At 60.6% G+C, this 24,060-nt stretch carries 17 protein-coding genes and 11 pseudogenes; 18 read left to right on the top strand and 10 right to left on the bottom strand.

Annotated features, from left to right (window positions below; translation table 11 throughout):
- The first annotated feature begins 9 nt into the window (after positions 1 to 9).
- A complete protein-coding gene (locus ACSKB8_RS02475; protein WP_438102282.1) occupies positions 10 to 654 on the top strand; it encodes a recombinase in 645 nt (214 codons plus the stop codon).
- A gap of 8 nt (positions 655 to 662) precedes the next feature.
- Here ACSKB8_RS02475 and ACSKB8_RS02480 read toward each other — a convergent pair.
- Positions 663 to 1,507: pseudogene (locus tag ACSKB8_RS02480) on the bottom strand (IS3 family transposase); the annotation flags it as partial.
- 429 nt (positions 1,508 to 1,936) lie between these two features.
- On the opposite strand from ACSKB8_RS02480, the pseudogene ACSKB8_RS02485 reads away from it, so the two are divergent.
- Positions 1,937 to 2,140 (top strand): annotated as a pseudogene (locus ACSKB8_RS02485) (integrase core domain-containing protein); the annotation flags it as partial.
- Positions 2,141 to 2,556: 416 nt separating this feature from the next.
- On the opposite strand, the gene ACSKB8_RS02490 reads toward ACSKB8_RS02485, so the two are convergent.
- Positions 2,557 to 2,727 carry a hypothetical protein gene (locus ACSKB8_RS02490; RefSeq protein WP_438102284.1) on the bottom strand — a complete coding sequence of 57 codons (171 nt, stop codon included), beginning with the start codon at positions 2,725 to 2,727 and terminating at the stop codon, positions 2,557 to 2,559.
- A 686-nt stretch (positions 2,728 to 3,413) separates the two neighbouring features.
- Here ACSKB8_RS02490 and istA (ACSKB8_RS02495) point away from each other — a divergent pair.
- Positions 3,414 to 4,956 (top strand): annotated as a pseudogene (gene istA / locus ACSKB8_RS02495) (IS21 family transposase).
- An 11-nt stretch (positions 4,957 to 4,967) separates the two neighbouring features.
- Positions 4,968 to 5,705, top strand: a pseudogene (gene istB / locus ACSKB8_RS02500) (IS21-like element helper ATPase IstB).
- A gap of 446 nt (positions 5,706 to 6,151) precedes the next feature.
- Here istB and ACSKB8_RS02505 read toward each other — a convergent pair.
- The 3 genes and pseudogenes from ACSKB8_RS02505 to ACSKB8_RS02515 all read right to left on the bottom strand — a co-directional run bounded on the left by ACSKB8_RS02505 (position 6,152) and on the right by ACSKB8_RS02515 (position 8,337).
- On the bottom strand, positions 6,152 to 6,277 hold the full coding sequence (locus ACSKB8_RS02505) for a hypothetical protein (RefSeq protein ID WP_438102285.1): 126 nt from the start codon (positions 6,275 to 6,277) through the stop codon (positions 6,152 to 6,154).
- Positions 6,274 to 7,468 (bottom strand): annotated as a pseudogene (locus ACSKB8_RS02510) (IS91 family transposase). Before ACSKB8_RS02510 ends, ACSKB8_RS02505 begins: the two are co-directional and overlap by 4 nt.
- 9 nt (positions 7,469 to 7,477) lie before the next feature.
- Positions 7,478 to 8,337: pseudogene (locus ACSKB8_RS02515) on the bottom strand (tyrosine-type recombinase/integrase).
- 151 nt (positions 8,338 to 8,488) lie between these two features.
- Here ACSKB8_RS02515 and ACSKB8_RS02520 point away from each other — a divergent pair.
- Positions 8,489 to 8,644, top strand: a pseudogene (locus ACSKB8_RS02520) (IS3 family transposase); the annotation flags it as partial.
- A 1,003-nt stretch (positions 8,645 to 9,647) separates the two neighbouring features.
- On the opposite strand, the gene ACSKB8_RS02525 reads toward ACSKB8_RS02520, so the two are convergent.
- The gene (locus tag ACSKB8_RS02525) at positions 9,648 to 9,992 is read right to left on the bottom strand and encodes a hypothetical protein (RefSeq protein WP_438102287.1); all 345 of its coding nucleotides are present in this window, start codon (positions 9,990 to 9,992) and stop codon (positions 9,648 to 9,650) included.
- Positions 9,985 to 10,596 carry a hypothetical protein gene (locus ACSKB8_RS02530; RefSeq protein ID WP_438102289.1) on the bottom strand — a complete coding sequence of 204 codons (612 nt, stop codon included), beginning with the start codon at positions 10,594 to 10,596 and terminating at the stop codon, positions 9,985 to 9,987. The genes ACSKB8_RS02525 and ACSKB8_RS02530 overlap by 8 nt, the downstream gene beginning before the upstream one ends.
- Before the next feature lie 236 nt (positions 10,597 to 10,832).
- On the opposite strand from ACSKB8_RS02530, the gene ACSKB8_RS02535 reads away from it, so the two are divergent.
- The 8 genes and pseudogenes from ACSKB8_RS02535 to ACSKB8_RS02570 all read left to right on the top strand — a co-directional run bounded on the left by ACSKB8_RS02535 (position 10,833) and on the right by ACSKB8_RS02570 (position 16,634).
- Positions 10,833 to 11,531 carry a recombinase family protein gene (locus ACSKB8_RS02535; RefSeq protein WP_438102290.1) on the top strand — a complete coding sequence of 233 codons (699 nt, stop codon included), beginning with the start codon at positions 10,833 to 10,835 and terminating at the stop codon, positions 11,529 to 11,531.
- Positions 11,483 to 12,163 (top strand): hypothetical protein, encoded by a 681-nt coding sequence (locus tag ACSKB8_RS02540; RefSeq protein ID WP_438102291.1) that lies wholly within the window; start codon positions 11,483 to 11,485, stop codon positions 12,161 to 12,163. The genes ACSKB8_RS02535 and ACSKB8_RS02540 overlap by 49 nt, the downstream gene beginning before the upstream one ends.
- A 4-nt stretch (positions 12,164 to 12,167) precedes the next feature.
- Positions 12,168 to 12,563, top strand: a complete 396-nt coding sequence (locus ACSKB8_RS02545) for a hypothetical protein (RefSeq protein ID WP_438102293.1) — start codon at positions 12,168 to 12,170, stop codon at positions 12,561 to 12,563.
- Positions 12,564 to 12,854: 291 nt separating this feature from the next.
- Positions 12,855 to 13,235, top strand: coding sequence for an IS66-like element accessory protein TnpA (gene tnpA, locus ACSKB8_RS02550; protein ID WP_438102295.1), 381 nt, complete (start codon positions 12,855 to 12,857; stop codon positions 13,233 to 13,235).
- Positions 13,236 to 13,263: 28 nt separating this feature from the next.
- Positions 13,264 to 13,623, top strand: a complete 360-nt coding sequence (gene tnpB, locus ACSKB8_RS02555) for an IS66 family insertion sequence element accessory protein TnpB (protein ID WP_438102296.1) — start codon at positions 13,264 to 13,266, stop codon at positions 13,621 to 13,623.
- 51 nt (positions 13,624 to 13,674) lie between these two features.
- Positions 13,675 to 15,236 (top strand): annotated as a pseudogene (tnpC, locus tag ACSKB8_RS02560) (IS66 family transposase).
- Positions 15,233 to 15,832 (top strand): plasmid pRiA4b ORF-3 family protein, encoded by a 600-nt coding sequence (locus ACSKB8_RS02565; RefSeq protein WP_438102298.1) that lies wholly within the window; start codon positions 15,233 to 15,235, stop codon positions 15,830 to 15,832. The pseudogene tnpC and the gene ACSKB8_RS02565 overlap by 4 nt, the downstream one beginning before the upstream one ends.
- A 547-nt stretch (positions 15,833 to 16,379) precedes the next feature.
- A complete protein-coding gene (locus ACSKB8_RS02570; RefSeq protein WP_438102300.1) occupies positions 16,380 to 16,634 on the top strand; it encodes a hypothetical protein in 255 nt (84 codons plus the stop codon).
- A 140-nt stretch (positions 16,635 to 16,774) separates the two neighbouring features.
- Here ACSKB8_RS02570 and ACSKB8_RS02575 read toward each other — a convergent pair whose 3' ends face one another.
- Positions 16,775 to 17,011 carry a hypothetical protein gene (locus ACSKB8_RS02575; protein WP_438102302.1) on the bottom strand — a complete coding sequence of 79 codons (237 nt, stop codon included), beginning with the start codon at positions 17,009 to 17,011 and terminating at the stop codon, positions 16,775 to 16,777.
- A gap of 348 nt (positions 17,012 to 17,359) precedes the next feature.
- Here ACSKB8_RS02575 and ACSKB8_RS02580 point away from each other — a divergent pair, with 348 nt between their 5' ends.
- From ACSKB8_RS02580 to ACSKB8_RS02595, 4 genes and pseudogenes are all read left to right on the top strand, one after another.
- Positions 17,360 to 17,773: a hypothetical protein gene (locus ACSKB8_RS02580; RefSeq protein WP_438102304.1), complete on the top strand. Its 414-nt coding sequence runs from the start codon at positions 17,360 to 17,362 to the stop codon at positions 17,771 to 17,773.
- A 39-nt stretch (positions 17,774 to 17,812) separates the two neighbouring features.
- Positions 17,813 to 18,964, top strand: coding sequence for a hypothetical protein (locus ACSKB8_RS02585; protein WP_438102306.1), 1,152 nt, complete (start codon positions 17,813 to 17,815; stop codon positions 18,962 to 18,964).
- Between the two features lie 898 nt (positions 18,965 to 19,862).
- A complete protein-coding gene (locus tag ACSKB8_RS02590) occupies positions 19,863 to 19,982 on the top strand; it encodes a ribbon-helix-helix protein, CopG family (protein WP_438102307.1) in 120 nt (39 codons plus the stop codon).
- A gap of 214 nt (positions 19,983 to 20,196) precedes the next feature.
- Positions 20,197 to 20,304 (top strand): annotated as a pseudogene (locus tag ACSKB8_RS02595) (hypothetical protein); the annotation flags it as partial.
- Positions 20,305 to 20,437: 133 nt separating this feature from the next.
- On the opposite strand, the pseudogene ACSKB8_RS02600 reads toward ACSKB8_RS02595, so the two are convergent.
- A pseudogene (locus ACSKB8_RS02600) lies at positions 20,438 to 21,065 on the bottom strand (IS66 family transposase); the annotation flags it as partial.
- Between the two features lie 634 nt (positions 21,066 to 21,699).
- Here ACSKB8_RS02600 and istA (ACSKB8_RS02605) point away from each other — a divergent pair.
- A pseudogene (istA, locus tag ACSKB8_RS02605) lies at positions 21,700 to 23,232 on the top strand (IS21 family transposase).
- Between the two features lie 244 nt (positions 23,233 to 23,476).
- Here istA (ACSKB8_RS02605) and ACSKB8_RS02610 read toward each other — a convergent pair.
- Positions 23,477 to 24,019 (bottom strand): CoA transferase, encoded by a 543-nt coding sequence (locus tag ACSKB8_RS02610; RefSeq protein ID WP_438102309.1) that lies wholly within the window; start codon positions 24,017 to 24,019, stop codon positions 23,477 to 23,479.
- Positions 24,020 to 24,060: the final 41 nt, after the last annotated feature.

Here is a 24,060-nt window from a genome sequence, read left to right on the forward strand (position 1 = left end):
GATCCAAAGATGCTCAGCGTGCTGGCCTCAGACCTCAAGTCAATCTGGTCAGGGCCGACCATCGATGCGCGGCTGAAGAAGCGCATCGTCCGTACGCTGATCCACGAGGTCGTTGCCGATATCGATGACGAAGCGTCCGAGATCGTTCTTGTCGTGCATTGGGCGGGCGGCGCTCACAGCGAGATGCGGCTGCCGAAGCGTCGACGGGGGCAGCGTAACAGCACCTCCGGTGACATCATCGCAGCCATCCGGCAACTGGTGCTGATCGCCAGCGACGACCTGATTGCGGGCCTGCTCAACCGCAACGGCCTCAAGACGGGCAACGGCAACCGTTGGACCCGTGAGCGCGTCACAACCACGCGATCTTATCATCGGATACCCGTCTTCCGGCGGGCCGAGGATAGCGTCGAGCCATGGCTCAATCTCTCCGACGCCGCCAGGCTTCTCAAGGTCGCATCCAAGACGCTGCGCTTGGCCGCAGAAGCTGGTCAGATCGAAGCCGTCCACCCTCTGCCGGATGGGCCATGGATCTTCGCGCGCGCGGCCTTGACCACGGATGCCGCCACATCCATCACCGAACGAGCGCGGCAGAACCCAAGATACCCCGCAGGATCGCATCCCGATCAACAAAGTCTCTTCTCTTCAACAACATAGACAAATGGGTGTTCTGATGCGCGGTTGTAGAAGTCGAGGTATCGGCCGATCGAGGCACGCGCTTCGCTGACGTTCTCGTAGGCCCGCAGATAAACCTCCTCGTATTTGACGCTGCGCCACAGCCGCTCGACGAACACGTTGTCCCGCCAGGCGCCCCGGCCGTCCATACTGATGGCGATGCCGTTGTCGGTGAGCACGCCGGTGAACGCCGCGCCGGTGAACTGCGAGCCTTGGTCGGTGTTGAAGATCTCCGGTTTGCCGTGACGGGCCAAGGCATCCTCCAGTGTCGCGACGCAGAATGCCGCCTCCATGGTGATCGACAGCCGCCACGACAGAACCCGGCGGGTCGCCCAGTCCAGCACCACGGCCAGATAGACGAAGCCTCGCGCCATCGGGATGTAGGTGATGTCCATCGCCCAGATCTGGTTCGGACGCGTGATCTTCATACCGCGCAGCAGATACGGATAGATCTTGTGGCCGGGCTCGGGTTGGGTGGTGCGCGGACGGCGGTAGAGCGCCTCTATCCCCATCCGCCGCATTAGCGTTTTGACATGCCGGCGGCCGATCTTGCACCCCTCGGCAGCCAGCAGGCCTCGCAGCATTCGCGAACCGGCGAAGGGAAACTTCAGATGCAGCCGGTCGAGCCGTTGCATCAGCGCGAGGTCTTTGGGCGGCACTGGACGCGGCAAATAGTAGATCTGCCTTCGAGCTGGGCCTTCCACGATGTGATCTGATTGGGGTGAACGTCGAACTGCTCCGCTAGTTGCGCCAGCGTGCGGTCACCCTTGACGGCGGCAAGCGCCACCTTCGCCTTGAAAGCCGGAGTGTGGTTCCGCCGTGCTCGTCTGCTCATCGTCTCTCCCGCCGTCAGGCAGAAACTCCACTTATCGCACTGTTCAGATTTGCGGGACCAGCTCAGTTATCCGGACGTGGCGCGCGATCCTGAGCGTGCAGATGGCTTGTCGAGTATGTCTGTGGCAAGAACACAACCGTGGCAAGTGGTAGGGTGCGAAGCCCGCCCTGGCCGTCGTCGAACCATCAATGATCAGGTCGCTGCGGTAATCGAGCGGACAGAGCGGGCTCCGCAGCTCAGGTTGCCGAGCAGTTCGACGTCTACCCCGATCAGATTAGGGCGTGGAAGGCGCGGCTGGAGAGTGGCGCTTCCGGAGTTTTTTGGCTTGGCAGCGCTGCTGCCGGCCACGCTTGGCGGCCTGCACCGGCGCGCTCGCCAGCAACGGCATCGCCATCAGCATGAACGCCAGGCGGCAAGGGCGCCTGATGGGACAACGTGTTCGTCGAGCGGCTGTGGCGCAGCGTCAAATACAAGGAAATGTACCTGCGGGCCTATGACAGCGTCAGCGAGGCGCGCAGCTCGATCGGTCGCTATCTCGACTTCTCTAACAGCAGGCGTCCCCATTCGAGTCTTGACGGCAGCACGCCGGATCAAGCCTACTTCATCCCGCCGCCACTCCTCATGGCAGCCTAGGCGCTTCAACGATGATCCGCCGTCAGCCCTTCCGGCTATTGCCCGGCTGACCTGCCGGCGCGCCTGCCAGCGCAGTCTCGCCCGCCAGCCACACCATGCAACGGCACATGATCTCACAGTCTGAAACATCCTGATGCATCTCGTCTTCAATACTAGCAAGCGTCACGATACGCGCCCTTTCCCGAGAGCGCTGTCCAAAACGAGGCGACTCTTGCCGATCCCCATCGTGCGGATTGGGGGGCACGTCACGACGTTGCGGTCCTCAGCTTTCGGTAGCGACGTGCCGCATCGGGCTACGCTGCTCCACTAATTAACATTACGCCGACGCAAATCAACAGGACGCCAACAAGTCTTGCAGGTGGTATTGCTTCGCCGAGTAGAATGAAACTGAATGCGATTGCAATTACATACCCGATTTATAGCATTGGATACGCAACACTCGCCTCATTAGTTGAGAGCACAGCCAGCCAAAATAGCATGCCGATTGCATAACAAGCCACCCCGCCCCACAGATAGACATTGCTCAAAAACGCCCAAAGAAGCGCTGTTGGCTCGCCGATCGACGGGAAGGCAGCAGGCGTCAGCATGGCCTTACGCCAAGCAATTTGGGCTAATGCATTCAAGCTTACTCTAAAAAAAGACTAATCCGAACGATGAAGCAGTCAAGTTGCGGTCATTAACGTGTCTGCAGATAGTTCCGATCTTCTAACAGAAGGTTGTTGCAGCGTCTCGGAAATAGCTCAAGAAGAGACGGGCGTCAGCGGGTAGCGCGACACACCATTTCATCAGCACCTACTTGATGTAACAGACTGCGGCGACGCAAGTCCGGCAAAAGAATGGCTGGAGGTTGGAGCGCGCGCAACTGAGTACAAGTCTTAAATCTTTTCTCCGATATCGACGAGCATGACCCTCCAAGTTCGGCATGGTGCGGGTGCAGCTCCATCTGGTTAGGATTGTCGGCTGGGCGATGGCGGATCATTTGCGCGGTCTCAGGGCGTCGATGAGCCGCAAGGGCGACTGCTATGACAATGCTCCCATGGAGAGCTTCTTTCACACGCTCAAGACGGAGCTTGCTGATTCCGCTCGATGTCGCCCACCATTCCAGAATGATCTCGCCCACCGTTCCGATTTGATGTCGCCCACCATTCCAAGATGATCTCGCCCACCATTCCGGGATGATGTCGCCCGGGGTGACGAGGCCTCTTCTGGCTCCGCTACGGTCCCGCCTTTCGGCTTTGCGAGGGGGACCTGGATGCCGACGGAGAGGTTTGCGATGCGCCATGTGCGCGATGTGATCAGATTGAAGTCGGCCGGGATGCCGACCTGCGAGATTGCGCGGCGGGTGGGGACAGCCCTTCGACGGTGCGATTGACGATTCGCCGATTCGGAGCGGCGGGGCTGACCTGGCCATTGCCCGACGACATCACCGACGCTGTGCTGGAAGCCCGGTTGTTCGCCAGCGCGGGAGCCGGTCTCGGCACCCGGCGGGGCCATCGCCGGCAGGCCGAGCCGGACTGGGCGGCGGTGCACCGCGAGCTCCGGCGCAAGCACGTGACGCTGTCGATCCTGTGGGAGGAATACATCGCGGGCGAACCCGGCGGGTATCGCAATTCGCGGTTCTGCGAGCTCTACCGCGCCTGGGAAGGCCGGCTGTCGGTGACGATGCGCCAGTCGCATGCAGCCGGCGACAAGCTATTCGTCGATTATGCGGGCGACGGCGTGCCGGTGGTGATCGACCGGTTCACCGGCGAGAGGCGCACCCGCAGATCTTCGTCGCGGTGCTCGGCGCATCGAGCTTCACCTACGCGCAGGCGACCTGGACGCAGGGGCTCGCCGACTGGATCGATGGCCACGTCGGCGCCTTCGAGGCGATCGGCGGCGTGCCGGCACTGTTGGTGCCGGACAACACCAAGGTCGCCGTGATCAAGGCCTGCCTGTACGATCCGCAGATCAACCGCAGCTACGCCGACATGGCGGCACATTACGGCACCGCCATTCTGCCGGCCAGGCCACGGCGGCCACGGCGGCCACGGGACAAGGCGAAGGTCGAGCAGGCGGTCCTCATGGTCGAGCGCTGGCTGCTCGGACGGCTACGCCATCGGACCTTCCACAGCCTCGTCGAGGTCAACGCGGCGATCGCCGAGTTAATGACCCGGCTCAACGAGCGACCGATCCGGCGGCTCGGCGTGACCCGCCGCAAGCTGCTGGAGGAGATCGACCGGCCGGCACTCAGGGTCTTGCCGGAGAGCCCGTACGTGTTCGCCGAGTGGCGGATCTGCCGAGTCAGTATCGACTACCACGTCGAGGTCGAGGCGCATTACTACAGCGTCCCGCATCGCTTCGCCCGCGCCGAGGTCGAGGTCCGCTTCACCGCCCGCACCGTCGAGATATTCCACAAAGGTGAGCGGATCGCCGCGCATCAGCGCATGAGCGGCAACCACAAACATACGACCGTGCCGGAACACATGGCGTCCAGTCATCGGCGCTACGCCGGCTGGACCATCGAGCGCATCCGCAAGGGCGCGGCCATGATCGGGCCGGCCACTGCGGCGCTGTGCGAGCTGATCCTCGATGAGCGTACACACCCGGAACAGGGCTTCCGCGCCTGTCTCGGCATCATCCGGCTCGCCAGATCCTACGGGCAAGAGCGGCTCGATGCCGCCGCCATGCGGGCGATCGACATCGGCGCGCGCACCTACGGCTCGGTCAAATCGATCCTCGCCAACAATCTCGATCGGTGGCATTCACTCGAGCGTCCCGCGGACGATGCGCCGATCCTCCATCCCAACATCCGCGGGCCACGCTACTACAATTAGGAGATCATGCCTTGCTCACGCATCCGACCCTCGATCAACTTCACGCGCTCGGCCTTCACGGCATGGCCAAGGCCTTCGCCGACATCGAAGCCGGCGGCGAGGCGAGCCAGCCTCGGCCACGCCGAATGGCTCGCGCTCCTGCTCGAACGCGAAGCGTTGCTGCGACGCGACAAGCGGCTCTCGAAGCGGCTGCAATACGCCAAGCTGCGTCAGCAGGCCTCCGTCGAGGACATCGACTATCGCACCCCGCGTGGCCTCGACCGCAGCCTGCTGACGATGCTGGTCGAAGGGCAATGGATCGACGACCACGCCAACCTTTTGATCTGCGGACCCTCCGGCGTTGGCAAGAGCTGGCTCGCCTCGGCGCTCGGCAACAAGGCCTGCCGCGACAATCGCTCCGTGCTTTATCAGCGCGTCCCGCGACTGTTCAGCGATCTGGCATTGGCGCGCGGCGACGGCCGCCACCCGCGCCTGCTGCGCGCGCTCGGCCGTGTCGATCTCCTCATCCTCGGCGACTGGGGCCTCGAGCCGCTCGACGCCCGCGGCCCGCCACGACCTCCTCGAGATCCTCGAGGACCGCTACGGCCGCCGCTCCACCATCGTCACCAGCCAGCTTCCCGTCGATCAGTGGCACGCGCTAATCGGCCTACGCCGACGCCGTCCTCAACTGTCTGGTCCACAATGCCCACCGGATCGATCTCAACGGCGAGAGCCTCCGACGAACCCGCAAGCCCGGCCGAAAGGCCTGAGCCAGTGGCGCTGTGGACATGCCGCTGCGCTTGGACAACGCGAAGGGCGTTGCCCACATGCCCACAGCAGGAGCAGCAAAAAAACAAGTCCTTCGAGTCGCGATTCAAGATTGACCACGCGGCTTCGCCGATGCCAGAAACCAGACAGCCAGAACGCCTCGCGCCCCGGGCGACATCAAATCGGAATGGTGGGCGAGATCATCTCGGAATACTGGAGGGTTCAAATAGGTCCCGCGTCGCAAGATCTCGCCGCAAGTCCAGCGCGGGACCTATTTGAAGCTGGATTGAACGAAGCCGCGTCTTGTGAGCGAGGACCTATGGGAGGCTCGATCTAGGCGCCGGTAGGCGCGATTGACCCGATGTCGGGCCCGCGAGCGAGTGTGGCCGCAGATTGCCGCTGATGTTGGCGGCAGAGGATGCCGCCGTCGATAACGTCGAACGGCGCGTCAAAGCCCAAGCGGCTGACTATCGCCCGTTCGCCGCGCGTTCTGAGCGTGCTTGATCGTTCCGACGGAGAACGTCGGCATGGCGATGCCTGCAGTGGGAGCGAACAAGTCGAGGTAGTCGGTCATGATGTATCGCAGCGAGGTGCTGCGCGTCGCGGCGTTTGCGCACGCGGCACAGGCCCAATCTCGACCATGCGGCCTCCGCAGATGGGGCACAAGTCGAGGCGGTGACCAATGAGGATGGCGCAGCGCTCACGATAGTCGACAGCTTCGGCAGGCGGAGGTGGTTGCGGCGCCTTTAGCGCCGCTCGGATGCGCGCGAGTTTGGCGACGCGGCAGGCGTTCGCCAGGAAGCCAAAATGACGGATGCGGCGAAACCCCTTCGGCAATACGTGGAGCAGAAAGCGACGGATGAACTCGTCAGTCTCGAGCGTCATCACTTTGGATTTGTTGCCGGCGCGATAATCCTTCCACCGGAAGCGGACGTGGCCCTGCTCACAGGTGATGAGCCGGCCGTTGGCGATCGCAACGCGATGGGTGTAGCGGCCGAGATACGCCAGAACCTGTTCTGGTCCGCCGAAGGGACGCTTGGCGTAGACGACCCACTCGACCTTGCGGAGGGCGTTTAGATGGCGGGCGAATGCAGCCGCTTCGCTCAGGTGGTCGAGGTGGCTGAAGAACTGGAGCTTGGTGCTATCGAACGCCGCCTGGAGGCGCTCCAGGAATAGCCGACGATACAATCGTGACAGGACGCGAACGGGAAGGAAGAAGCCGGGGCGGCAGCCAACCCAGCTTCCATCAGGGGCAATCCCGCCGCCCGGCACGAGGCAATGGGCATGCGGATGATGCGTCAGGGTCTGCCCCCAGGTGTGGAGAATGGCGATCATCCCAGTCTCGGCACCGAGATGCTTCGGGTCGGCGCTGATGAGACGGATCGTCTCGGCCGCCGTCTTGAGCAGGATGTCGTAGACCACCGCCTTGTTCTGCAGCGCGATAGCGGCTACTGGCGCCGGCGACGGTGAAGACAACATGGAAATAGGGGACCGGCAGCAGATCGGCTTGGCGCTCGGCGAGCCATTGGGCGCGCGCGAGGCCTTGGCACTTTGGACAGTGCCGATCGCGACAGCTGTTGTACGCGGCGCGAACCAGGCCGCAGTCGTCGCACCGCTCGACATGGCCGCCGAGCGTCGCTGTGCGGCACGCCTCGATGGCTGCCATCACACGGCGCTGGTCGGATGTGAGCCGAGAGCCCTGCGCGGTACGGAACGCAGCGCCGTGGCGGCGGAAGATGTCCGCCACCTCGAGCACGGGGCGCATATGCGCGACTTAGTGGGGTGGGATCACCGTGATGGAGAGCCCATCGAATGGGCTGGTCGTGCGAGCGAGCAGATTGGTCGCAACCTGCGCGTAGCGGGCGGTCGACCGAGGTCGGCATGTCCGAGCAAGACCTGAATGATGCGGATGTCGATCCCGCTTTCCAGGAGATGGGTCGCAAAGGAGTGCCGGAGCGTGTGGACAGTGATCGGCTTGGCAATCCGAGCGCGTCGGCGGGCGGCGCGGCAGGCCGCCTGGACGCAGCGGACGCTGACATGTTCGCTTGGGTCTTGGCCTGGAAATAGCCACAGCCCCGGCCGTGTTCGCGTCCAGTACGCACGCAGAATATCCAGCAGCCGAGGAGAAAGCATCGCGTAACGATCTCTGCCGCCCTTGCCGTTCTCGATGTGGATCAACATTCGCTTGCTGTCGATCGAGCTCACCTTCAGGCGTACGACCTCGCTAACCCGTAAGCCAGCCGCATAACCCGTCGCCAGCACGACGCGGTTGCGCACCCCTGTTACCGCGTCCAGAAAGCGCTCGATCTCTTCGGCACTAAGCACGAGGGGGAGCTTGTCGGGCTTCTGGCCACCGATGATCCGCTCGAATGCCTCCGTCTGCCCGAGTGTGACGCCGTAGAAGAACCGCAGCGCGCAGGCCACCTGATTGATGTGGGACCACGAACGCTTTTGGCCGATGAGGTGCAGTTGGTAGGCCCGGACCTGCTCGAAACTCAACCGGTCCGGGACGTAGCCGAAATGGCGGCTAAACTTTGCGATCGCATAGATATAGGATTGCTGAGTGGACGGCGACAGATTGCGGACCGTCATGTCCTCGATCATACGCTGCCGAAGAGGGCTCATCGTAGCCATCTGGGTCTCCTGTCTTGAGAGGGGTGGTGCGAAGACCAACATCCTCTCAGACAGGTCACCTCAGTACAGCAGGCTTGCCCCCACTCCCGCGTAGCGGGTTCGTTCAATCCTGGGCGAGATCAAATCGGTACACCCGGGCGAGATCATCGGAATCCGCACGGAGCTCGTCCACCACAGGCACTATGCAACACGAGCAGAAGCCACACGGGATCTCTTTGCCTATATCGAGGCCTTCTACAATCGAACTCGTCGTCACTCCGCCATCGGCTTTATCAGCCCGATCGAGATGGAGCTAAAAGCAGCTTAACCCTGTCCATTTTTTCGGGGGAAGATCACTTGATGGCTACAGCGGCTGATCGACTCTCTAGTGGCATAATGCGAGTAGATTTGGGAATCTGTCACGGACCGGTTGGCCGCCGATCCGATCCTGGACTTAGGCCGAATTGGGACTTCCTCCGAGCCAAGGCACCGCAGGGACACCAGGGATTCATAATTGGCGACTCCATCTCTGGTGCCACTGTCGCCTTGCTTCGGGCAGGCTTCCTCCGCCAGGGCGTGCGGGCTTTAGCAAAAACTGCCTGTAAGCACTCGGAAACTCTCCGTCGTTGACCGGGGTTTCAAAGGTAGCGGCGGTGACATAGTCCGCCTGTCCAGCTCCAAGGCAGGCCAATACACCACTTTCGTCAAGATGACGTGGGCCGTCCGGTTCGACGAGTACCCACGCTTGGCCAGATCGGCGCAGTTCTCAAGGCCGAGTGCTTGCACCGCGACGGCACTACTACCGGGATTTAATCCCCCGACCATACCTGTTTCCACGGCCTTGCCATGGGGATATACCCCGACTAGCCATGGTAAACCGAGCGCTCGCGAGCACATACAGCGGACCCGGCGAGCGGCCCGTGAGATCGACCATCGGGGTACCGACTTCAAGCCCGGCCGCACCAGCTTGGGTTCTGGCTGTGGCCAGATCGTCGTGGAACGGTTGCGAAAGAACCACCACCGGGCAGGCGCGTGACAGCAGATAGGCGCGCAGATCTTTTATCTGACGGTAGGGCTTGAGAAGGCCAGCATCGATTATTGATGCAGTGAGCAACTGGGCCGACACCGCCAGCGCCAGTAGGGTGGCGCGGCCAAGTTCTTTTTGCGCAACCGGACTTTAGAAAAGCCATGACCGCGAGCATCCAAAACAAAGCGGCTCTCGAACCGCCGGTCCAGTAATTGTAAGCGGAGCCGAGTGCAAGCAGGTGCGGCAGAACCAAAAAGGTTAGCCCTAGAGCGATGCTGGTAAGAGCTTGGGTGCGCAGAATCAATCAGGCACGATAGAATATCGCGCCAAGGCATGTGAAGGCGGGAACCAGGAACAGAGTCGAAGGCTCGATGCTGATTGGCTCGGTCCCCACGAGCACAATCGCTATTGTCGCGATCAAGCTTGCAGCAAGGACTAGCGACGAGATCAATTTGGGCGTTGACGCCATGGGCATACTGAGCAGAAGGGCTGTTGCCGCTAACACAGAGATCGCGAGTTGCGATTGACTGGTCGCGAACCAGTCGATCCGAAAAATGTGGGACAATTCGTGCCCACTACCCAGCAGCGTTTCTACCTCAGCGCTGTTGAGCATACGGGTGACAAGCCCGGTGATGCCGCCGTCAATCAAGTAGGCGGTAACCACCAATAGAGCGAGAGCGACTATCGCCGCGCCAAGCATGGGCAGCCAGCGACTTTTGGCGAAAGACGACGACATCGAGCATAACGAGGAGGGCAATGGCGGCCGCGGTGGTCGGCTTGGCCATGAAGCAGCACCAGCCGCCGACCCCGAGCAGGATCCATCCCAGCACTTGGCGGATGCGTCCCGGCCGATCGGCTAACAACAAGCCGATCATCACGATAAAGAGTGATTGAACGTTCAGTGTGTTGTAGCTCGGAGTGAGCCGCCACTGAAGGGCTGCTAATGCCAGGCTGGCGATTCCTGCCGATCGCACGGTCGCCGACCAGAGAATCACAAGTCGCGGGCATGTCCGAACCGGGCGATCAGCCTGCCGCCTGCGGTCGCCAGGTATGTTGCGGCATCCGCCTATCGATGCCCTCCAGCGAGGGCATCGGGAGATGCCCATAAGAGTGACGATGACGTAGCCACCTTCGAAGAGGTGGAAGTCGTCGATCCGCGTCATCCGCTTTATGGCCGGCGCTATCGATTGATCTCGATCGGTAAGGAGACGACCACGCGTGGAGCGTGCAAGGAGCTCTTTGCGCGTGTACATTACCGATTCGGTCTCACGCTTCTTCTGCCGCTCGGGGTGACGAATCTTGAGCGGAACGGCTTGCCGTGCGCCGCGCCGACCAAGCTGAGCCTCGACGCGCTGCAGGACTTAATTGCGTTGGCCGAGAGAGCGGGGGCGCATGCCCATCGAACCTCGAGAGGTCTGGCGCGGTTTGCCGGAAACGCTCCGGCAAGCGATCGCAGAAGATCTCGGCCAAGTCCTGCGGGAGATGAGCGATGGGCTCGGAACTCGTCAAGCCGGATCACCTGGACCGCAAAGCAGTGGTGTATGTGCGGCAATCGACGCCACACCAAGTGATCAACAATCAAGAAAGCCTCAAGCTTCAGTACGCCCTCTCACAGCGCGCTCGCGAGCTCGGATGGCGCGAGATCGACATCGATGTGATTGATAGCGATCTTGGGCAAAGCGGCGCTGCGGCAGCCCACCGGAAAGGATTTAAGGATCTGGTCGCACGCGTCACTCTTGGCGAGGTCGGTCTTATTCTATCGATGGACGTGACGCGCCTGGCGCGCAATTGTTCGGATTGGTACCCGCTGCTTGATGTCTGCGGGCACCGCCGTTGTTTGATCGCCGACCGTGACGGCATCTACGATCCCGGAACACCCAATGGCCGCCTGCTGCTCGGCCTGAAGGCAGAAGCCATCCCAAATACCGGGAGAGCGTCCCCAAAAAGCTCCGCGTCGTGGAACGGACTGGAGGATCGTGGTGAGGGAAAAGTACCCGGCCTACATCGATTGGGAGACCTTCGAGAAGATCCAGGCAATGCTGCGCGACAATCGAGCGGAGTATCAAGAGCCGTGGCATCCCGCGGGATGGGGCAGCCCTGCTTCACGGTATCACCTATTGTGGCGAATGCGGACACAAGATGGCCGTGCGTTACAAGGGCGGCAGTCAATATGTCTGCAATTATTTGAAAATCCAGCGCGGTGCGCCGGAGTGTCAGAACCTGCGTGCTGCACCGATCGACGCACAGGTTGCGGCGGCATTCTTGGAAGCGGTGGCGCCGGCGGAAATCGATGCGTTGTCCAAAGCGCGCAAAACCCATCTGCAATCCGAAAGAGCCCTGCGTTACGCTGAGGAGCAGCAGGTCGAGAGGCTTCGCTATCAAGCAGCCCTCGCCGAGCGCCAGTTCAATCGCGCCGATCCCGACAACCGGCTGGTGACCGGCGAGCTCGAGCGGCGGTGGGAAGCCGCTCTGTCGGAGCTGCGCCGAGCTGAGGAAGCGTTGACCCAGCGAAAGATGCCCAAGGCCAATGAACCCTTGGGCGTTCCTCACGATGTGCGTGCCAAGGTGGTCGCGCTCGGAAATCGTCTTCCGGCGCTGTGGGAGAATCCGGCGACCCGCAGGGATCATCGTAAGGCGCTCTTGCGCTGTCTGATCGAAAAGGTCGTGATGCGTCGTTGCGCCCGCGACAAGGCCGAGGTGCGCATCGTGTGGCGCGGTGGCGCAACTACTGAGCTTCTGGTCACACTACCGGTTAATGCCGTGGCCGCCTTGCCGCGGCACCGAGAGATGGTGGAGCGCATATGCACGCTGAACTCGTGAGGGCATGCATGACGATGAGATCGCGCGCATTCTGACGCAGGAAGGGCATCACTCGCCATGGGAGGCGGATAAAGTCCTGCCGATCACGGTCCAGCGCATTCGTCTTAAACGCCGCCTCAAGGTGCAACATCGGCAAACACGATGGCCGGCGGTCGCAGACCATTTGACAGTAACCCAATTGGCAACCCGCCTCGGGATTCCCACCAAGTGGATCTATGTTCAGCTCAAGCGAGGGAGCGTCCTGACCCTCCGCGAGCCTTCAGGCCGCTTTCTCTTTCCCGACAACGCAACCTCCTTGCAAGCCATTCGCAGCTTGAGACATCACCGTGTCGCGAAGATCGATCTGAGGGAGGATCACCATGAAAAGTACGGGCATCAACAAAGGCCCTCGAGCAGGTAGCCAAGCTGGGCCGGGGTGTTGGTCACCACGTCATCAGCCGACGACGGCCACAGGAACCGGCCTCGCTCCAGCCCGCTTGGCATTAGCGACGTGCCCAATCGATAGTGAGTCGGCCCCGGGAGTTGCACCGGGCCGCTCTCCGATCCGTAGGTGACGCTCTCACGTCATACGGCTCTCAACAAGTACCGAAGCAGAACTCAACCGTAAGCGTAGCACCGAGGCCCTTCAGATTGTTTGTGCGCAATCTTGGGAGCACCGCTAGAAGAGTCATCTTCGGCAAGGGTGCTCACAATGGACGACCGTTCGGACGACATAAGACGACCTTTGTCGTCGCGTATCGAAGTGTATGCCGGCGTGGGTCGAAAGCGCTGGCCGGATGATTTGAAGGCGGAGATTGTCGCGGAGAGCTTTCGGCCGGGTGCAGTTGTTGCGGATGTCGCGCGCCGCCACGGTTGCCGGCCACAGCAGGTGCATGACTGGCGACGCCGGGCGCGTTTAGGTCAATTGGTGCTGCCAGCTTCGACGGATACATTATCGTTCGTGCCTTTGGTGTCGGAATCGTCGCTACCGGCGGCTGCGGAGCCCTCCGGATCGCCGGAAGCAGCAACTGTTACGGTTGAGTTTCTGGGTGCACGGGTGGAGTGCGCGGAACGCCCGGCCTTGCTGTGTTGAGTGATGTGTTTTTGGCGCTCCGACGAACATGTTCATGCTGACGCCATCCGCGAGCTTCATGATTTACGTTGCGACCCAGCCTGTGGACTTCAGGAAGGGGGCGGATGGCTTGGCGCTCTTGGCGAAGGAGACGCTGGGCTATGATCCGATGAAGGGCGTGGCGGTGGTATTCCGTGCGAAGCGCGCCGATCGGGTGAAGATTGTCGTCTGGGATGGCAGCGGCCTTGTGCTGTATTGGAAGCGGCTCGATGGCAGCAGCTTCAAATGGCCCCCCATTGTAGCGGGCGTCATGCGGATGAACGCCGTGCAGCTTTCGGCGCTTCTGGCCGGCATGGATTGGACACGCATGCATGCGCCTCGGATCCCGCAGCCGAAAGCACTTGCGTAAAGATACAGATCTTCGCTGCATCGGGGCGCGAAGCATGGCAAACTCGGAGCAATGAGTGATTTGCCTGATGTGCTGCCGAGCGATCCAGCCGAGCTGCGTGTCTTTGCCGCGGCTCTGCTGGATCGCTGCGCCAGGCTCGAACGGTTGCTCAAGCTTGCAAAAGATGGGCAGTTCGGTTGATCGTCGGAAAAGCTTGACGCTGATCAGCTACAGCTTGTTCTGGAGGATATCGATCAGGCCGTTGCGGCTCTCGAAGCAGCCGAGGAGCGCGCCGATCCCAAAACATGCGAGAGGAGAACTGCCGAGCGCAGGACCAATCGTGGCAAGCTGCCGGAGCATTTGCCACGCATCGTCGAAACCCTGATGCCCGCTGAAACCTGCTGCCCGTCCTGCAAAGGTGATCTCGTTGAGATTGGTCGCGATGAGAGCCAGAGGCTCGACGTCGTTCCGGTGCAATACCGCGTGATCGTGACCCGCCGGCCCAAGCTGGCCTGCCGCGCCTGTCATGGCGTCGTCCTCCAGCACGCCGCGCCCGAGCGATTGATCAAGGGTGGACTGCCCACCGAGCGTCTCGTCGCGCATGTAATTGACGCCAAGTATCATTGGCATTTGCCGCTCTATCGTCAGGCGCAGATGCTGGCGACGCACGGAATAGCGCTGGACCGTTCCACACTCGCCTTCTGGGTCGGCTATGCCGCCCAGGAATTGAAGCCCTTGTGGCATCGTCTGCGCCAGCTTCTGCTCGCCTCTCCGAAGCTCTGTGTGGATGAGACCCCCGCACCGGTGTTAGATCCGGGGCGCGGCAGGACCAAAACCGGCTACTTCTGGGCGCTGTCACGCGATGACAGGCCCTGGGCCGGACCTGACCCACCTGGCGTGGTTTACGCTTATGCCGGGCCGTGGGGCCGTCCATGGCTTGAGGCTGCTTGAGGGCTACCGCGGCATCATCCATTGCGACGGCTATCAGGCCTACAAGACCATGAGCCGAGAGACGCGTGCGGACGCCCTGTCCGGGACGCTCGCCTTCTGCTGGTCGCATCTACGGCGCCAATTTGTGAAGATCGAGCGCGAGGCTTCGCCGGCGCCAGCTCCGGTTGCCCGCGAGCGCTCGCGCGCATTGCCCAGCTCTACGCGGTCGAGAAGGCACTGCGCGGCCACTCTGCTCCCGAGCGCTGCGCCGGCCGGCAAGCGCATGCCCGGCCTTTGGCTACAGCCTTGAAGCAGTGGTTTGAGGCAACGCTTGATCATCTTGCACAGAAGAGCGACACGGCGAAAGCTTTGCGTTATGCGCTACGCCATTGGGATGGCCTGACGCTCTACCTTGATGACGGGCGCGTCGAGATGGATACGAATGCGGTCGAGCGTGCGATGCGACCGATCAAGCTCAACGCCAAGAACGCCTTGTTCGCTGGTTGCGACGAGGGTGCTAGAATTGGGCGTTGCTGGCTTCGCTCATTGAGACGTGCAAACTCAATGGCGTCAGTGCCGAGCACTGGCTTGCCGACGTTCTCGCGAAACTCGTCAATGGCTGGCCTGCGGCACGACTGGACGAACTGCTTCCCTGGGCATCGACCTACACGATGCATGCACAGGATCCGAGGCTGGCGGCATGAGCCTCAACACGACCGCGGTCCGGATCAAGGTGACTCTTAAGGACGTGAAATCGGAGGTGATGCGATGCCTCGTCGTACCGATCACCCTGCGTCTTGATCGGCTGCATCTGACGCTTCAGGCGGCGTTTGGCTGGACGGATAGCCATCTCTTCGAGTTCTTCGCTGGCGAAGGACGCTGGGGCATCCCCGATCCCGATAACGATTTTGGCCACCAGCCCATTGATGCCCGCAAGGCGCGGCTCTGCGATATCGTTCACGAGACCGGCGCCAAGACGATCCATTATCTCCATGACTTCGGCGACAGCTGGGACCATGTGATCAAGCTCGAAAAATGGTTCGACAACACGCCGACGGACGGTCTTCCGCTTTTGCTCGATGCCGCCGGTCGTTGTCCTCCGGAAGATGTCGGCGGTGCGCCAGGCTATGCCGAATACCTCGAAGCCATTGGCGATCCTACTCATCCAGAGCATGAACATATGCGCCTCTGGGGTCCGGAGCGGTTCGATCCCAATGGCGTCGATCGGCAGGCGCTCGACGCCGCCGTCAACCAATTGTCGGAAAAGTGGAAGCCTCGCCGGCACAAAGCGGCAAGCTGAGACCGTCGGGCAGCGTGGTTCCATGGCGTAAGCGCGTCGATATTGCTGCTTGGTTAGCCGCTGGCGGTAAGCTGAAGCGTGAGAGTGCGGCAGGCGAGCGGATCATCGCCGACCTCCTGCGCTGCAATGCCGTTCGCTTCGAGCAGGAGATACGGCAGTGACCTGAGAGCTGCTTGGCCCTCCGCCGGCGTCATCCCGGAGGCCGCACGTCGGGGAGAAAGAGCTGACGTGGTACTGTGGGGGGCGTGTGCTCGCGCGGGACAAGCTCTGTCCTTTCGCGCGAGAGCTGCGACCCCTCCTGAGCCTTGTGGGTGACAAAGTTGCCTTCCCGCGTGACGGGCCGTGATTCGTTGGCGTTGAGGAGCTTCTATTTGATCTGAGCCCCGCAATCTCCTCCCAAAGTTGTTAGAACCTGTCACCTCGGAGCGGGATAGACATGAAGCGAGCCAATTTTCGAAAGAGACGAGGTATTCGGTCCCGATCGCCTGACTTATTTGCCGAGTGGCCCCCTTTGACTGACGATCATGGACCAATAAGGGCGAAAGTCATGATCGACGTTGGCCTCGATGTTTTGCTGAACTCCGTTGCGATATGCGCGATGGAGGAGAGCGAAGGCTTACTCGGGAGGGAAAAATTTGGCGGATGTGTCGATTCTGCGGCAGCTCAGACCATGGCTGGTCAAGTTGGCCGGATAGCCCAAGAGGCAGCGCCGCCCTCAGAATGTCTGTCCCGCAGCCAACTTGCGCATCTCTCCAGAATTGATAGGAGCACTTCCTCCCCTTTTGCAGTATTCATCCATTGAGCGACGAACGGTACATCTCTAATACGCCGCAAGTTGTAGTGGCAGCAACCTAGAAACGATGGTCCGAGACGACTAGCGATCATGAGAGCTCAAGAGTCAGGTATCGTACCGGAGAGCATCACATTCAAGACGCCTCCCCGCTAATCCTCGTTAAATGGCTGATGCAATTTATGCATCTTGCCCATGCGGTGAACATCATGTCCTCGCTTTGTGATAGGCATTGCGGAATGAACATCGGAGGGCGGCCGTTCAACCACCCTCCTTTTGAGTTGGTTCAGGAGAGTAAAATTGTTGGCTTGATCCAGCAGCGCGCTTCCGGCTATCTCAACATCTGCCGACGACAGTCCGATCAGGATCTTAAAGGCCGGGACTTCCATGGCGCCCGTACCGACATTAATTGGCGCCTTCGAACTCACAGACGGCGATCGGCGCACCGGCCGCTACCTCACAGGTCTGCAAGAAGTTATCGACGCCGAACTGAGGACACAATCTGGCCACTGAGTATTTTAACAAGGGACGTGTCACTTCACCATGCCACAGTTGCCGCCGAGATCGGTGAGGATTCCGGGCTATAGCTCTTTCCGCGAACATATCCAGGTGGATGTGGCAAGCTGATCCCCAGTGAGGGAGAACGCCTGCGTCCTCCTCACACCCATGAGCCAACTTCCATGCGGCAGTGCTGGCTCGCTCCCAATTAGTGGCCGTGCGATGTAGACCAAGGGAAGATGCTTACAACCTTACGGTTCAGTGAAGATGCCCGGCGGACTTCATCTGAAACGCCGAAGCACTGCGGTTACATTTCCGATGGGATTGAAGATGTTGGGGTTCGCGCCAACCTATGTCGCGTTTTCTTCCGAAGGAATACGAAGCAAACTGAGGTAGATATCAGCCGTCTCGGGCTGTCGTTTGCTTGCGAGAACGTTTATCGCGCCCCAAGCGGTGCCGCTAATCCCCCAACGCTGATCGAATGCGTGTTCCGAATAGTCTTCCGCTGGCATGACGTGATCGACGACACAACTCGGCGCGAGCCGAGCAAGCCAACATTCGGAATCGGCACATTGGTGGGCAAGAGCTGGAGTTTTCTGCCGACCACCGACAAAACGATCTCTGCGTCCGAAAAGGCGCGTTACTTCTACTGAGGCCCGGTAGCGATGAGTATACAGAGCGCACGTCAACTCATGTATCTGTCGTATCTTATGATTGGGATCGGTGGTTGGGCCCTCAGAATCGGCATTCTAATTGGCCTTTTTCAATCCAGTATGAGTGCAGCGGGCCTTGGAGTTGCGCTAATTTTTGCTCCTACCATGCTTGGCAGCCTCTTCTTGTCACCCCTTGTCGACAGAGGCAATTCGCTGACGATCATGATGATCGTTAGTGTCATTCGCATTTGCGCGCTCCTTTTCATCTTTTGTTCGATCGATATCGATTCCATTTCGACCTACGCCTCCATCGCCGCCTTGAGCTTGGTCCAACCCGCCTACTTGTCGGCCCAAGTCTGTTTCTTCCGGCACATCACACCAGAAGGCAGCATGATCTCGGTATTACGCAATATTACCAATATCGACTGGCTCACATATCTATTGGGAATATTTGGAGGCACCATGTTAGGTGGTCAATTGCTTCTCCCCGGAGTTCTGATGCTTAACATAGCGGCGGCGTTTCTTTCGTTGATCGTACTCTTTACTATCAAGCAACATTCCCGGAAGTCCTTGGACACTATCGGAACGCTTCCTTCCGGAACCATCCTTGATCTGAAGCCGCTCTATCCCGCCCTATTTGCAGTTTTTCTTCTCAATCTTGGCGCGGGGATCATCAACGTTTATCCTGCAATACGTGCCACGACTGGAGGAGAGCTTGATAGACGTGTTCTTTTGACCATTATCATGACGAATGGCGCGTTCGCCCTTTTGGGGGCATTATCCGTTAAGCCGATCTTCGAGTGGTTGGGCGCCTTGCCAACCCTAGCCGGCGCAGCGGCGCTAATGGCGGCATCCTTGGTAGCCATGTCACTCGATGCTGGCCTGTCTTTGGTGGTCGCTTCCAGCAGTGCGATGCTCGGGCTGGGCCAGGTATTTGCGGTTTCCGCTCACACTCACATGGTTTCGTCAGTGGCACCCGATCGGGCCAGCCGCCTTTCCGGCCTGTTTCAATGTTGCACCTGCGGCGGCGTCGCAGGTAATGGCATCCTTTTCTCGATTCTGGGTGATGAGCTCTCTTTCCGGCTGATTGTGCTGATGTGTGCCGGTAGCGCATTTCTTGCCTTCGGCATCGTCACCTTCGCCATAGCGCGATCCATACAGTCCCAAATATCGCATACGATCGAGCGATAAGATCCGAGATCAATCACATGCCGCGGGATCAGATATTTCTTTAGAATCGTCAAGTTTGCCAATGCACAAAAGAGCCTGCGGTTCTCACTCGCGACCTCCAGGAAGGGACGCGCGCGTCCCAAGCGGTGATGGAAGCGCTTGTACTTTCGCTTCGACCAGATAGCCAACGTTTGGTTGATGTAGCGCGCCAAAGGATAGAGCCTGAACGCGTATATTGCCCGTAATAAGCGATCCACCCCCTAAACCATCGAGTTTAGCTCGCGGGCAATATCGTCCAAAGTCACCTCGGTTCGCTTGCGAAGTTTCAAGGCTCGGATCGTCGCGCGCATCGCATTCCGCGCTGGTTTGCTGACGGCCGGAGTGAACGCGCAGAACATCCTCTGCGAACGCGGCCTCAGGACCGATCGCGGCCGGAAACAATAGCCGCGAAAGTCAAACATGACCATCTCGCTCTTACCCCGGCGTCGATCATCCTTGCAGAAGACGATCCTCGTTTTTGTAGGATGCAATTCCAGACGGCACTCCGCCAGCGGTCCGCGCCATCCAGAGATCAAATGCATAATGCATGAAGAGGTGCCGAGGACCGGGCTCATGGCTCCCTGAACGCAAAGATAACTTCCGCTTTGAACGCGTCATCACCGCTTGGCGCGACGGAGCTGTTGTTGATTTGAGACTCGAAAGGTAATATCATTACGTTATCTGATTCGATCGACGCGAGCGCAGAAAGCCGAGCAGCTGAGGGCGGCGTTACGCTTGCTCGCGAAGAGGATCGGCATGGCGGAGGCGGCCTTGGCGCTGTCGCGCGAAAGCGGCGTGTCGCTGCGGCAAGCCTATCGCTATCTCGAAGTGGTTAAAAGGAAAGAGCCGCTCCTTTCCGCGCCGCAGCCGTCTCCTGAACATGCCGGCCGATCTCGCCCAAGAATTCTGGGCGCATGCGGCGGCTTCCGGGCTTTCGGCAAGCGAGGTGATGCGCCGAGCGGTGGCCGCTTATCTCGCGTCTGCCCGCGAAGATGGCTGAGTGCGACATTCGACCCGAATTTGCGTTCGATCGCCTCATTGCCGTCAAATTTTAGACAGGTTTACGAAATTCTCGTTCCAGATCAGGCGCGCATCGGCGCCGATGTGACGGGGGGGAATCAAAACCGCCGCGATTTACTCCAGAGTGTCATCGGACAAACAGAAGGGGGAGAACATAATCGCCAATCAGACGAGCGCGCGAGCAGAACTGCGAGGTGCCGGCGGAATGGGTCCTCGAAGACGACGGCTATAGCGGCGCTAGCTTGTTGCGCCCTGGGCTTGAACGACTGCGCGATCTCGCCGCAGAGGCGCGGATCCAAGCCGTGCTCGTTGACGCTCCCGACCGGCTGAGCCGGCGTTATGCGACGACGCTTTCATTCGTGACAAGGAGAGTGGGGAGCCTACCCTCATCGCTGCCACAGCTTGTGCACACAGATTTCAGATCATCTCGATCATCCCTTCTGTGTGCTTCTGTAGCACACTATCATCGGCATGCGGGCGCTCGGCCGCCATCGACATGGTCTTCGACGAGGCGCAGGAGGGGATTCAGCGACGCACAGACCCGAACCCAGGGCGTCCGCCATCGTGGACAGCGCGATCGGCACGCCTTCCAGGGCGCCGCGCTGAGCCTGGCGGTTCAAGGACCGATGCTGGCCAAACTTCTCGAACATGACCATGGCCAACAGGCTCGGGCCGGCCCGTCCCCCGGCCACGTCACGCGCCGGCGCGCCTGACTGACCTCCTCGCAGTCGCGGCAGGAGAACTTCTCCCGCACCGTCTCGATCATCTTTCACTGGCGCAGTGCCATCTCATGTGTCCGGGTCATGCTCTCGCCAAGCTCGCGCAGACGGCTGCCGCCGCAGCATTCGCAAGCTGTCGGCGGATCGATCACCCCCATCCCATGAGAGATGCTCGAGACGGTCTGGCGTTCACCGCGCTTGCGCTTAAATTCGCGCACGGCCCTTGTCTCGGCCACGGCACGCTCTGCCGCCAGGTCGTATTCAGTGGCGTCGGCTGCCAATTCCTCGAACGTTAACGCCAACTCCTCGATCAGGCGCGACGCGCGCTCCGGCCGCTGGCCCTTCAAGCGCTTGTTCGCGGCACTCAGCATGCTGGACAAGGTGATCGTGCCTGCCACACAGGACTCTTCGAGCGATTTAGCAGTGGCAAGTTTGTCGGGATTGACTTCTCGAACCTTCATCATCTACGCGGAGACGCAGCGTAGTAAACGTCGGGACACGGATGCAAAGCCGCCCCGTTGTGCCGGACGACCGTGCGCCTACGATCTCCATTTGATAGGGACGGGCGGCATTTTTCGCGTCCAATACTCGCGTATTGCCTGATCCAATCGGCCCCTCGGTTAGCAAGTTTGCGAACCTCGCGCGTCTCGTGAAATTCAGCAAGCCGACTCGCAGGCGGACTTCGACTCGCCCTTGCTGAATGCATGCTCAGTGTGAATCCGGGCTGCAGGTAGATTTTTTCAGCGTCCTTGCGAGCTCCTCCTCCGATAGCATCGCTGTACCGATAATACCCTCCCTTAGCAACTGTGCGTGTTCCAGCCGATCGATCACCGATTCCGGGCCATCGTGATCACCCATTCCAGAGCATCGTGATCACGGTTTCCAGCCGATCGTGATCGGGGACAACCGGGAGGCGCACACCGCTGACAGTCTGCAACCGGGGTAGCTCGGTCTTTTGCCCAACAGCAGAGGATCGAGATGCCGACAGAGAGACTGTCCATGCGCCGCATTCGCGAAGTTCCACGTCTGCACTATAGCGTCGGCATGTCGCAACGCGCCGTTGCCCGCAGCCTCGGTCTGGCCCAGGGCACGGTCAGCAAGTACGTGAACCGAGCCCGCCGCGCCAGCCTGACCTGGCCGTTGTCGCCGGAGCTGGATGACGACGTCCGGCTCGAGAACCGCCTGTTTCCACCGCCTTCCGATCGGCCCAGCGACCAGCGTCCGCATCCGGATTGGGCGCTTGTCCATCGCGAGCTGCGGCGCCCGAACGTCACGCTGATGCTGTTGTGGGAGGAGTATTGCGACGCAAACTCCGACAGCTTCAGCTACGCGTGGTTCTGCGAACGCTACAGGGAATGGACCGGCCGTCTCAAGCCAACCCTGCGCCAGGTTCATGTCGCCGGCGAGAAGCTGTTCGTCGACTATTCCGGCCACACGATGGAGGTGGTTGATGGGCTCAGCGGCGAGGTGCGCAGCGTGCAGATCTTCGTCGCCGTGCTCGGCGCCTCGAACTACACCTACGCCGAGGCCAGCCTCACACAGAGCCTGCCGGACTGGATCGCCTCGCACGTCCGGGCCTTTTTGCTTTTTCGGCGGCACGGCCCGGCAGACGGTAAGCGACAATCTGAAGGCCGGCATCACCCGGGCCTGCTTTCACGAGCCGATGGTCAATGCCGATCTCGCCCGCCATTACCGCACCGCCATCGTGCCGGCACGGCCGTATCGGCCGCGCGACAAAGCCAAGGTCGAAGTCGGGGTCCAAATCGTCGGGCGATGGATCCTGGCGCGCCTGCGCAACGGCCGCTTCTTCTCGCTCGCCGCCCTCAACGAGGCGATCCACGCGCTCCTTGTCGAGCTGAACCATCGACCGCTGCGCAGCTGGGGACGAAGTCGGCGCGACCTGTTCGAGGAGCTCGATCGCCCGGCGCTGACCCCATTGCCGGATGAGCCGTACGAGTATGCCGAGTGGAAGCGCTGCAGGGTCAACCTCGATTATCACGTCGAGATCGCCAAGCATGACTACAGCGTTCCTCACAACCTCGTGCATCAGGAGGTCGAGACTTCGCATCACCCAAAAGACCGTCGAGATTTTCCTCCGCGGCAAGCGAGTGGCGTCGCATCTGCGCAGCACCTTGCCGCATCGCCCGACGACGATTCCCGAGCATATGCCGAGCTCACATCGCCGCTATCGCGGCTGGACCCATGAGCGCATTCGTTCCGAAGCCGCCAAGGTCGGTCCCGATATCGAGACGCTGATCGACGTCATCCTGCGGTCGCGGCGGCATCCGGAACAGGGCTTCCGCTTCGGCGATCGGCATTCTCGGACTGGTCAAGCGATACGGCCGTGAACGCGTCGACGCCGCCTGCGCCCGTGCCCTTCTGCTCAACGCCCGTTCCTACAAATCGGTCGCCGCCATCCTCAAGAACGGCACCGACAGAACCGCTCCTCCCACCGAGGAGGCGCCCATCCTCTTCCACGCCAACATCCGTGGCCGCAGCTACTACAACTGATCAGGAGATCATCGTGCTCATTCACCCCACTGTCGATCGCTTGCGCGCCCTCGGGCGACCTTCCGCAGATCTTAGCGATGGATCTGCGGCCCAGTCTGGCCGACCAATGAGGATGGCAAGCCGCGGCTATACGATCCAGTTGTCCTCACCCCCACACCGGAAGCAGCCATGTGGAACAAATTGTGGATGTCGATTTCCGTACCGCGTTGGGGCATACCGCAGCATGCATTCAATCTGCGCGAGATCAATGGACTGTCCTTGTCCGGTGGTGCGGGCGAATCAGGGCAACGAGCACGGCAGCGCAGCCGTTCAACCCGCCGACTGCATCCCCAAACGCGATGTGGCTCATAACAGGTGGATCGCCAGGGTTCCCGATCACGCTCGGCAGCCCGGACCCCTGCTCGAGAGTCGAGCCGTAGGCCCGGCAATTGCGATAGAGGCTGTTCGTGCCAAACGCCGACATCGACATCACGACGAGGCGAGGATTGAGAGTTCTGAGCACGTCGTAGCCAAGCCCGAGCTTCGGCAGTACATCGACCGAATAATTGCTGACGGCAATATCGGCTCCTGCCAATAGCCGTTTCGCAAGAGAAAGTCCTTGCGGCCGCGTCAGGTCGAGTGTGATGCCGCGCTTATTGCGGTTCATGACACAGAATTCGGGCTTCATTTCGTACATCTGCTCTTCGACGTAAGCAGGCCGCCGATCAACGCCGCGCCACCAATCCGGATATTGGATGGCCTCGATTTTGATGACATCGGCACCGAGGTCAGCCAATGTACGGTACACAACGGTCCCGCCCAGCCCATTGAGAAGTCGATGACGCGAAT

The organism is Bradyrhizobium sp. BR 1432, from assembly GCF_051547705.1.
Lineage (GTDB): Bacteria > Pseudomonadota > Alphaproteobacteria > Rhizobiales > Xanthobacteraceae > Bradyrhizobium > Bradyrhizobium zhanjiangense.

What these genes read in the sequence shown, in the direction of transcription:
- ACSKB8_RS02475 (WP_438102282.1), top strand. Translation starts at nt 10, where the DNA reads ATGCTCAGCGTGCTGGCCTCAGACCTCAAGTCAATCTGGTCAGGGCCG.
- ACSKB8_RS02490 (WP_438102284.1), bottom strand. Translation starts at nt 2,727, where the DNA reads ATGCTGACGCCTGCTGCCTTCCCGTCGATCGGCGAGCCAACAGCGCTT.
- ACSKB8_RS02505 (WP_438102285.1), bottom strand. Translation starts at nt 6,277, where the DNA reads ATGACCGACTACCTCGACTTGTTCGCTCCCACTGCAGGCATCGCCATG.
- ACSKB8_RS02530 (WP_438102289.1), bottom strand. Translation starts at nt 10,596, where the DNA reads ATGTACACGCGCAAAGAGCTCCTTGCACGCTCCACGCGTGGTCGTCTC.
- ACSKB8_RS02535 (WP_438102290.1), top strand. Translation starts at nt 10,833, where the DNA reads ATGGGCTCGGAACTCGTCAAGCCGGATCACCTGGACCGCAAAGCAGTG.
- ACSKB8_RS02540 (WP_438102291.1), top strand. Translation starts at nt 11,483, where the DNA reads ATGGCCGTGCGTTACAAGGGCGGCAGTCAATATGTCTGCAATTATTTG.
- ACSKB8_RS02545 (WP_438102293.1), top strand. Translation starts at nt 12,168, where the DNA reads ATGCATGACGATGAGATCGCGCGCATTCTGACGCAGGAAGGGCATCAC.
- tnpA (WP_438102295.1), top strand. Translation starts at nt 12,855, where the DNA reads ATGGACGACCGTTCGGACGACATAAGACGACCTTTGTCGTCGCGTATC.
- tnpB (WP_438102296.1), top strand. Translation starts at nt 13,264, where the DNA reads ATGTTCATGCTGACGCCATCCGCGAGCTTCATGATTTACGTTGCGACC.
- ACSKB8_RS02565 (WP_438102298.1), top strand. Translation starts at nt 15,233, where the DNA reads ATGAGCCTCAACACGACCGCGGTCCGGATCAAGGTGACTCTTAAGGAC.
- ACSKB8_RS02570 (WP_438102300.1), top strand. Translation starts at nt 16,380, where the DNA reads ATGATCGACGTTGGCCTCGATGTTTTGCTGAACTCCGTTGCGATATGC.
- ACSKB8_RS02575 (WP_438102302.1), bottom strand. Translation starts at nt 17,011, where the DNA reads ATGGAAGTCCCGGCCTTTAAGATCCTGATCGGACTGTCGTCGGCAGAT.
- ACSKB8_RS02580 (WP_438102304.1), top strand. Translation starts at nt 17,360, where the DNA reads ATGCTTACAACCTTACGGTTCAGTGAAGATGCCCGGCGGACTTCATCT.
- ACSKB8_RS02585 (WP_438102306.1), top strand. Translation starts at nt 17,813, where the DNA reads ATGTATCTGTCGTATCTTATGATTGGGATCGGTGGTTGGGCCCTCAGA.
- ACSKB8_RS02590 (WP_438102307.1), top strand. Translation starts at nt 19,863, where the DNA reads ATGCCGGCCGATCTCGCCCAAGAATTCTGGGCGCATGCGGCGGCTTCC.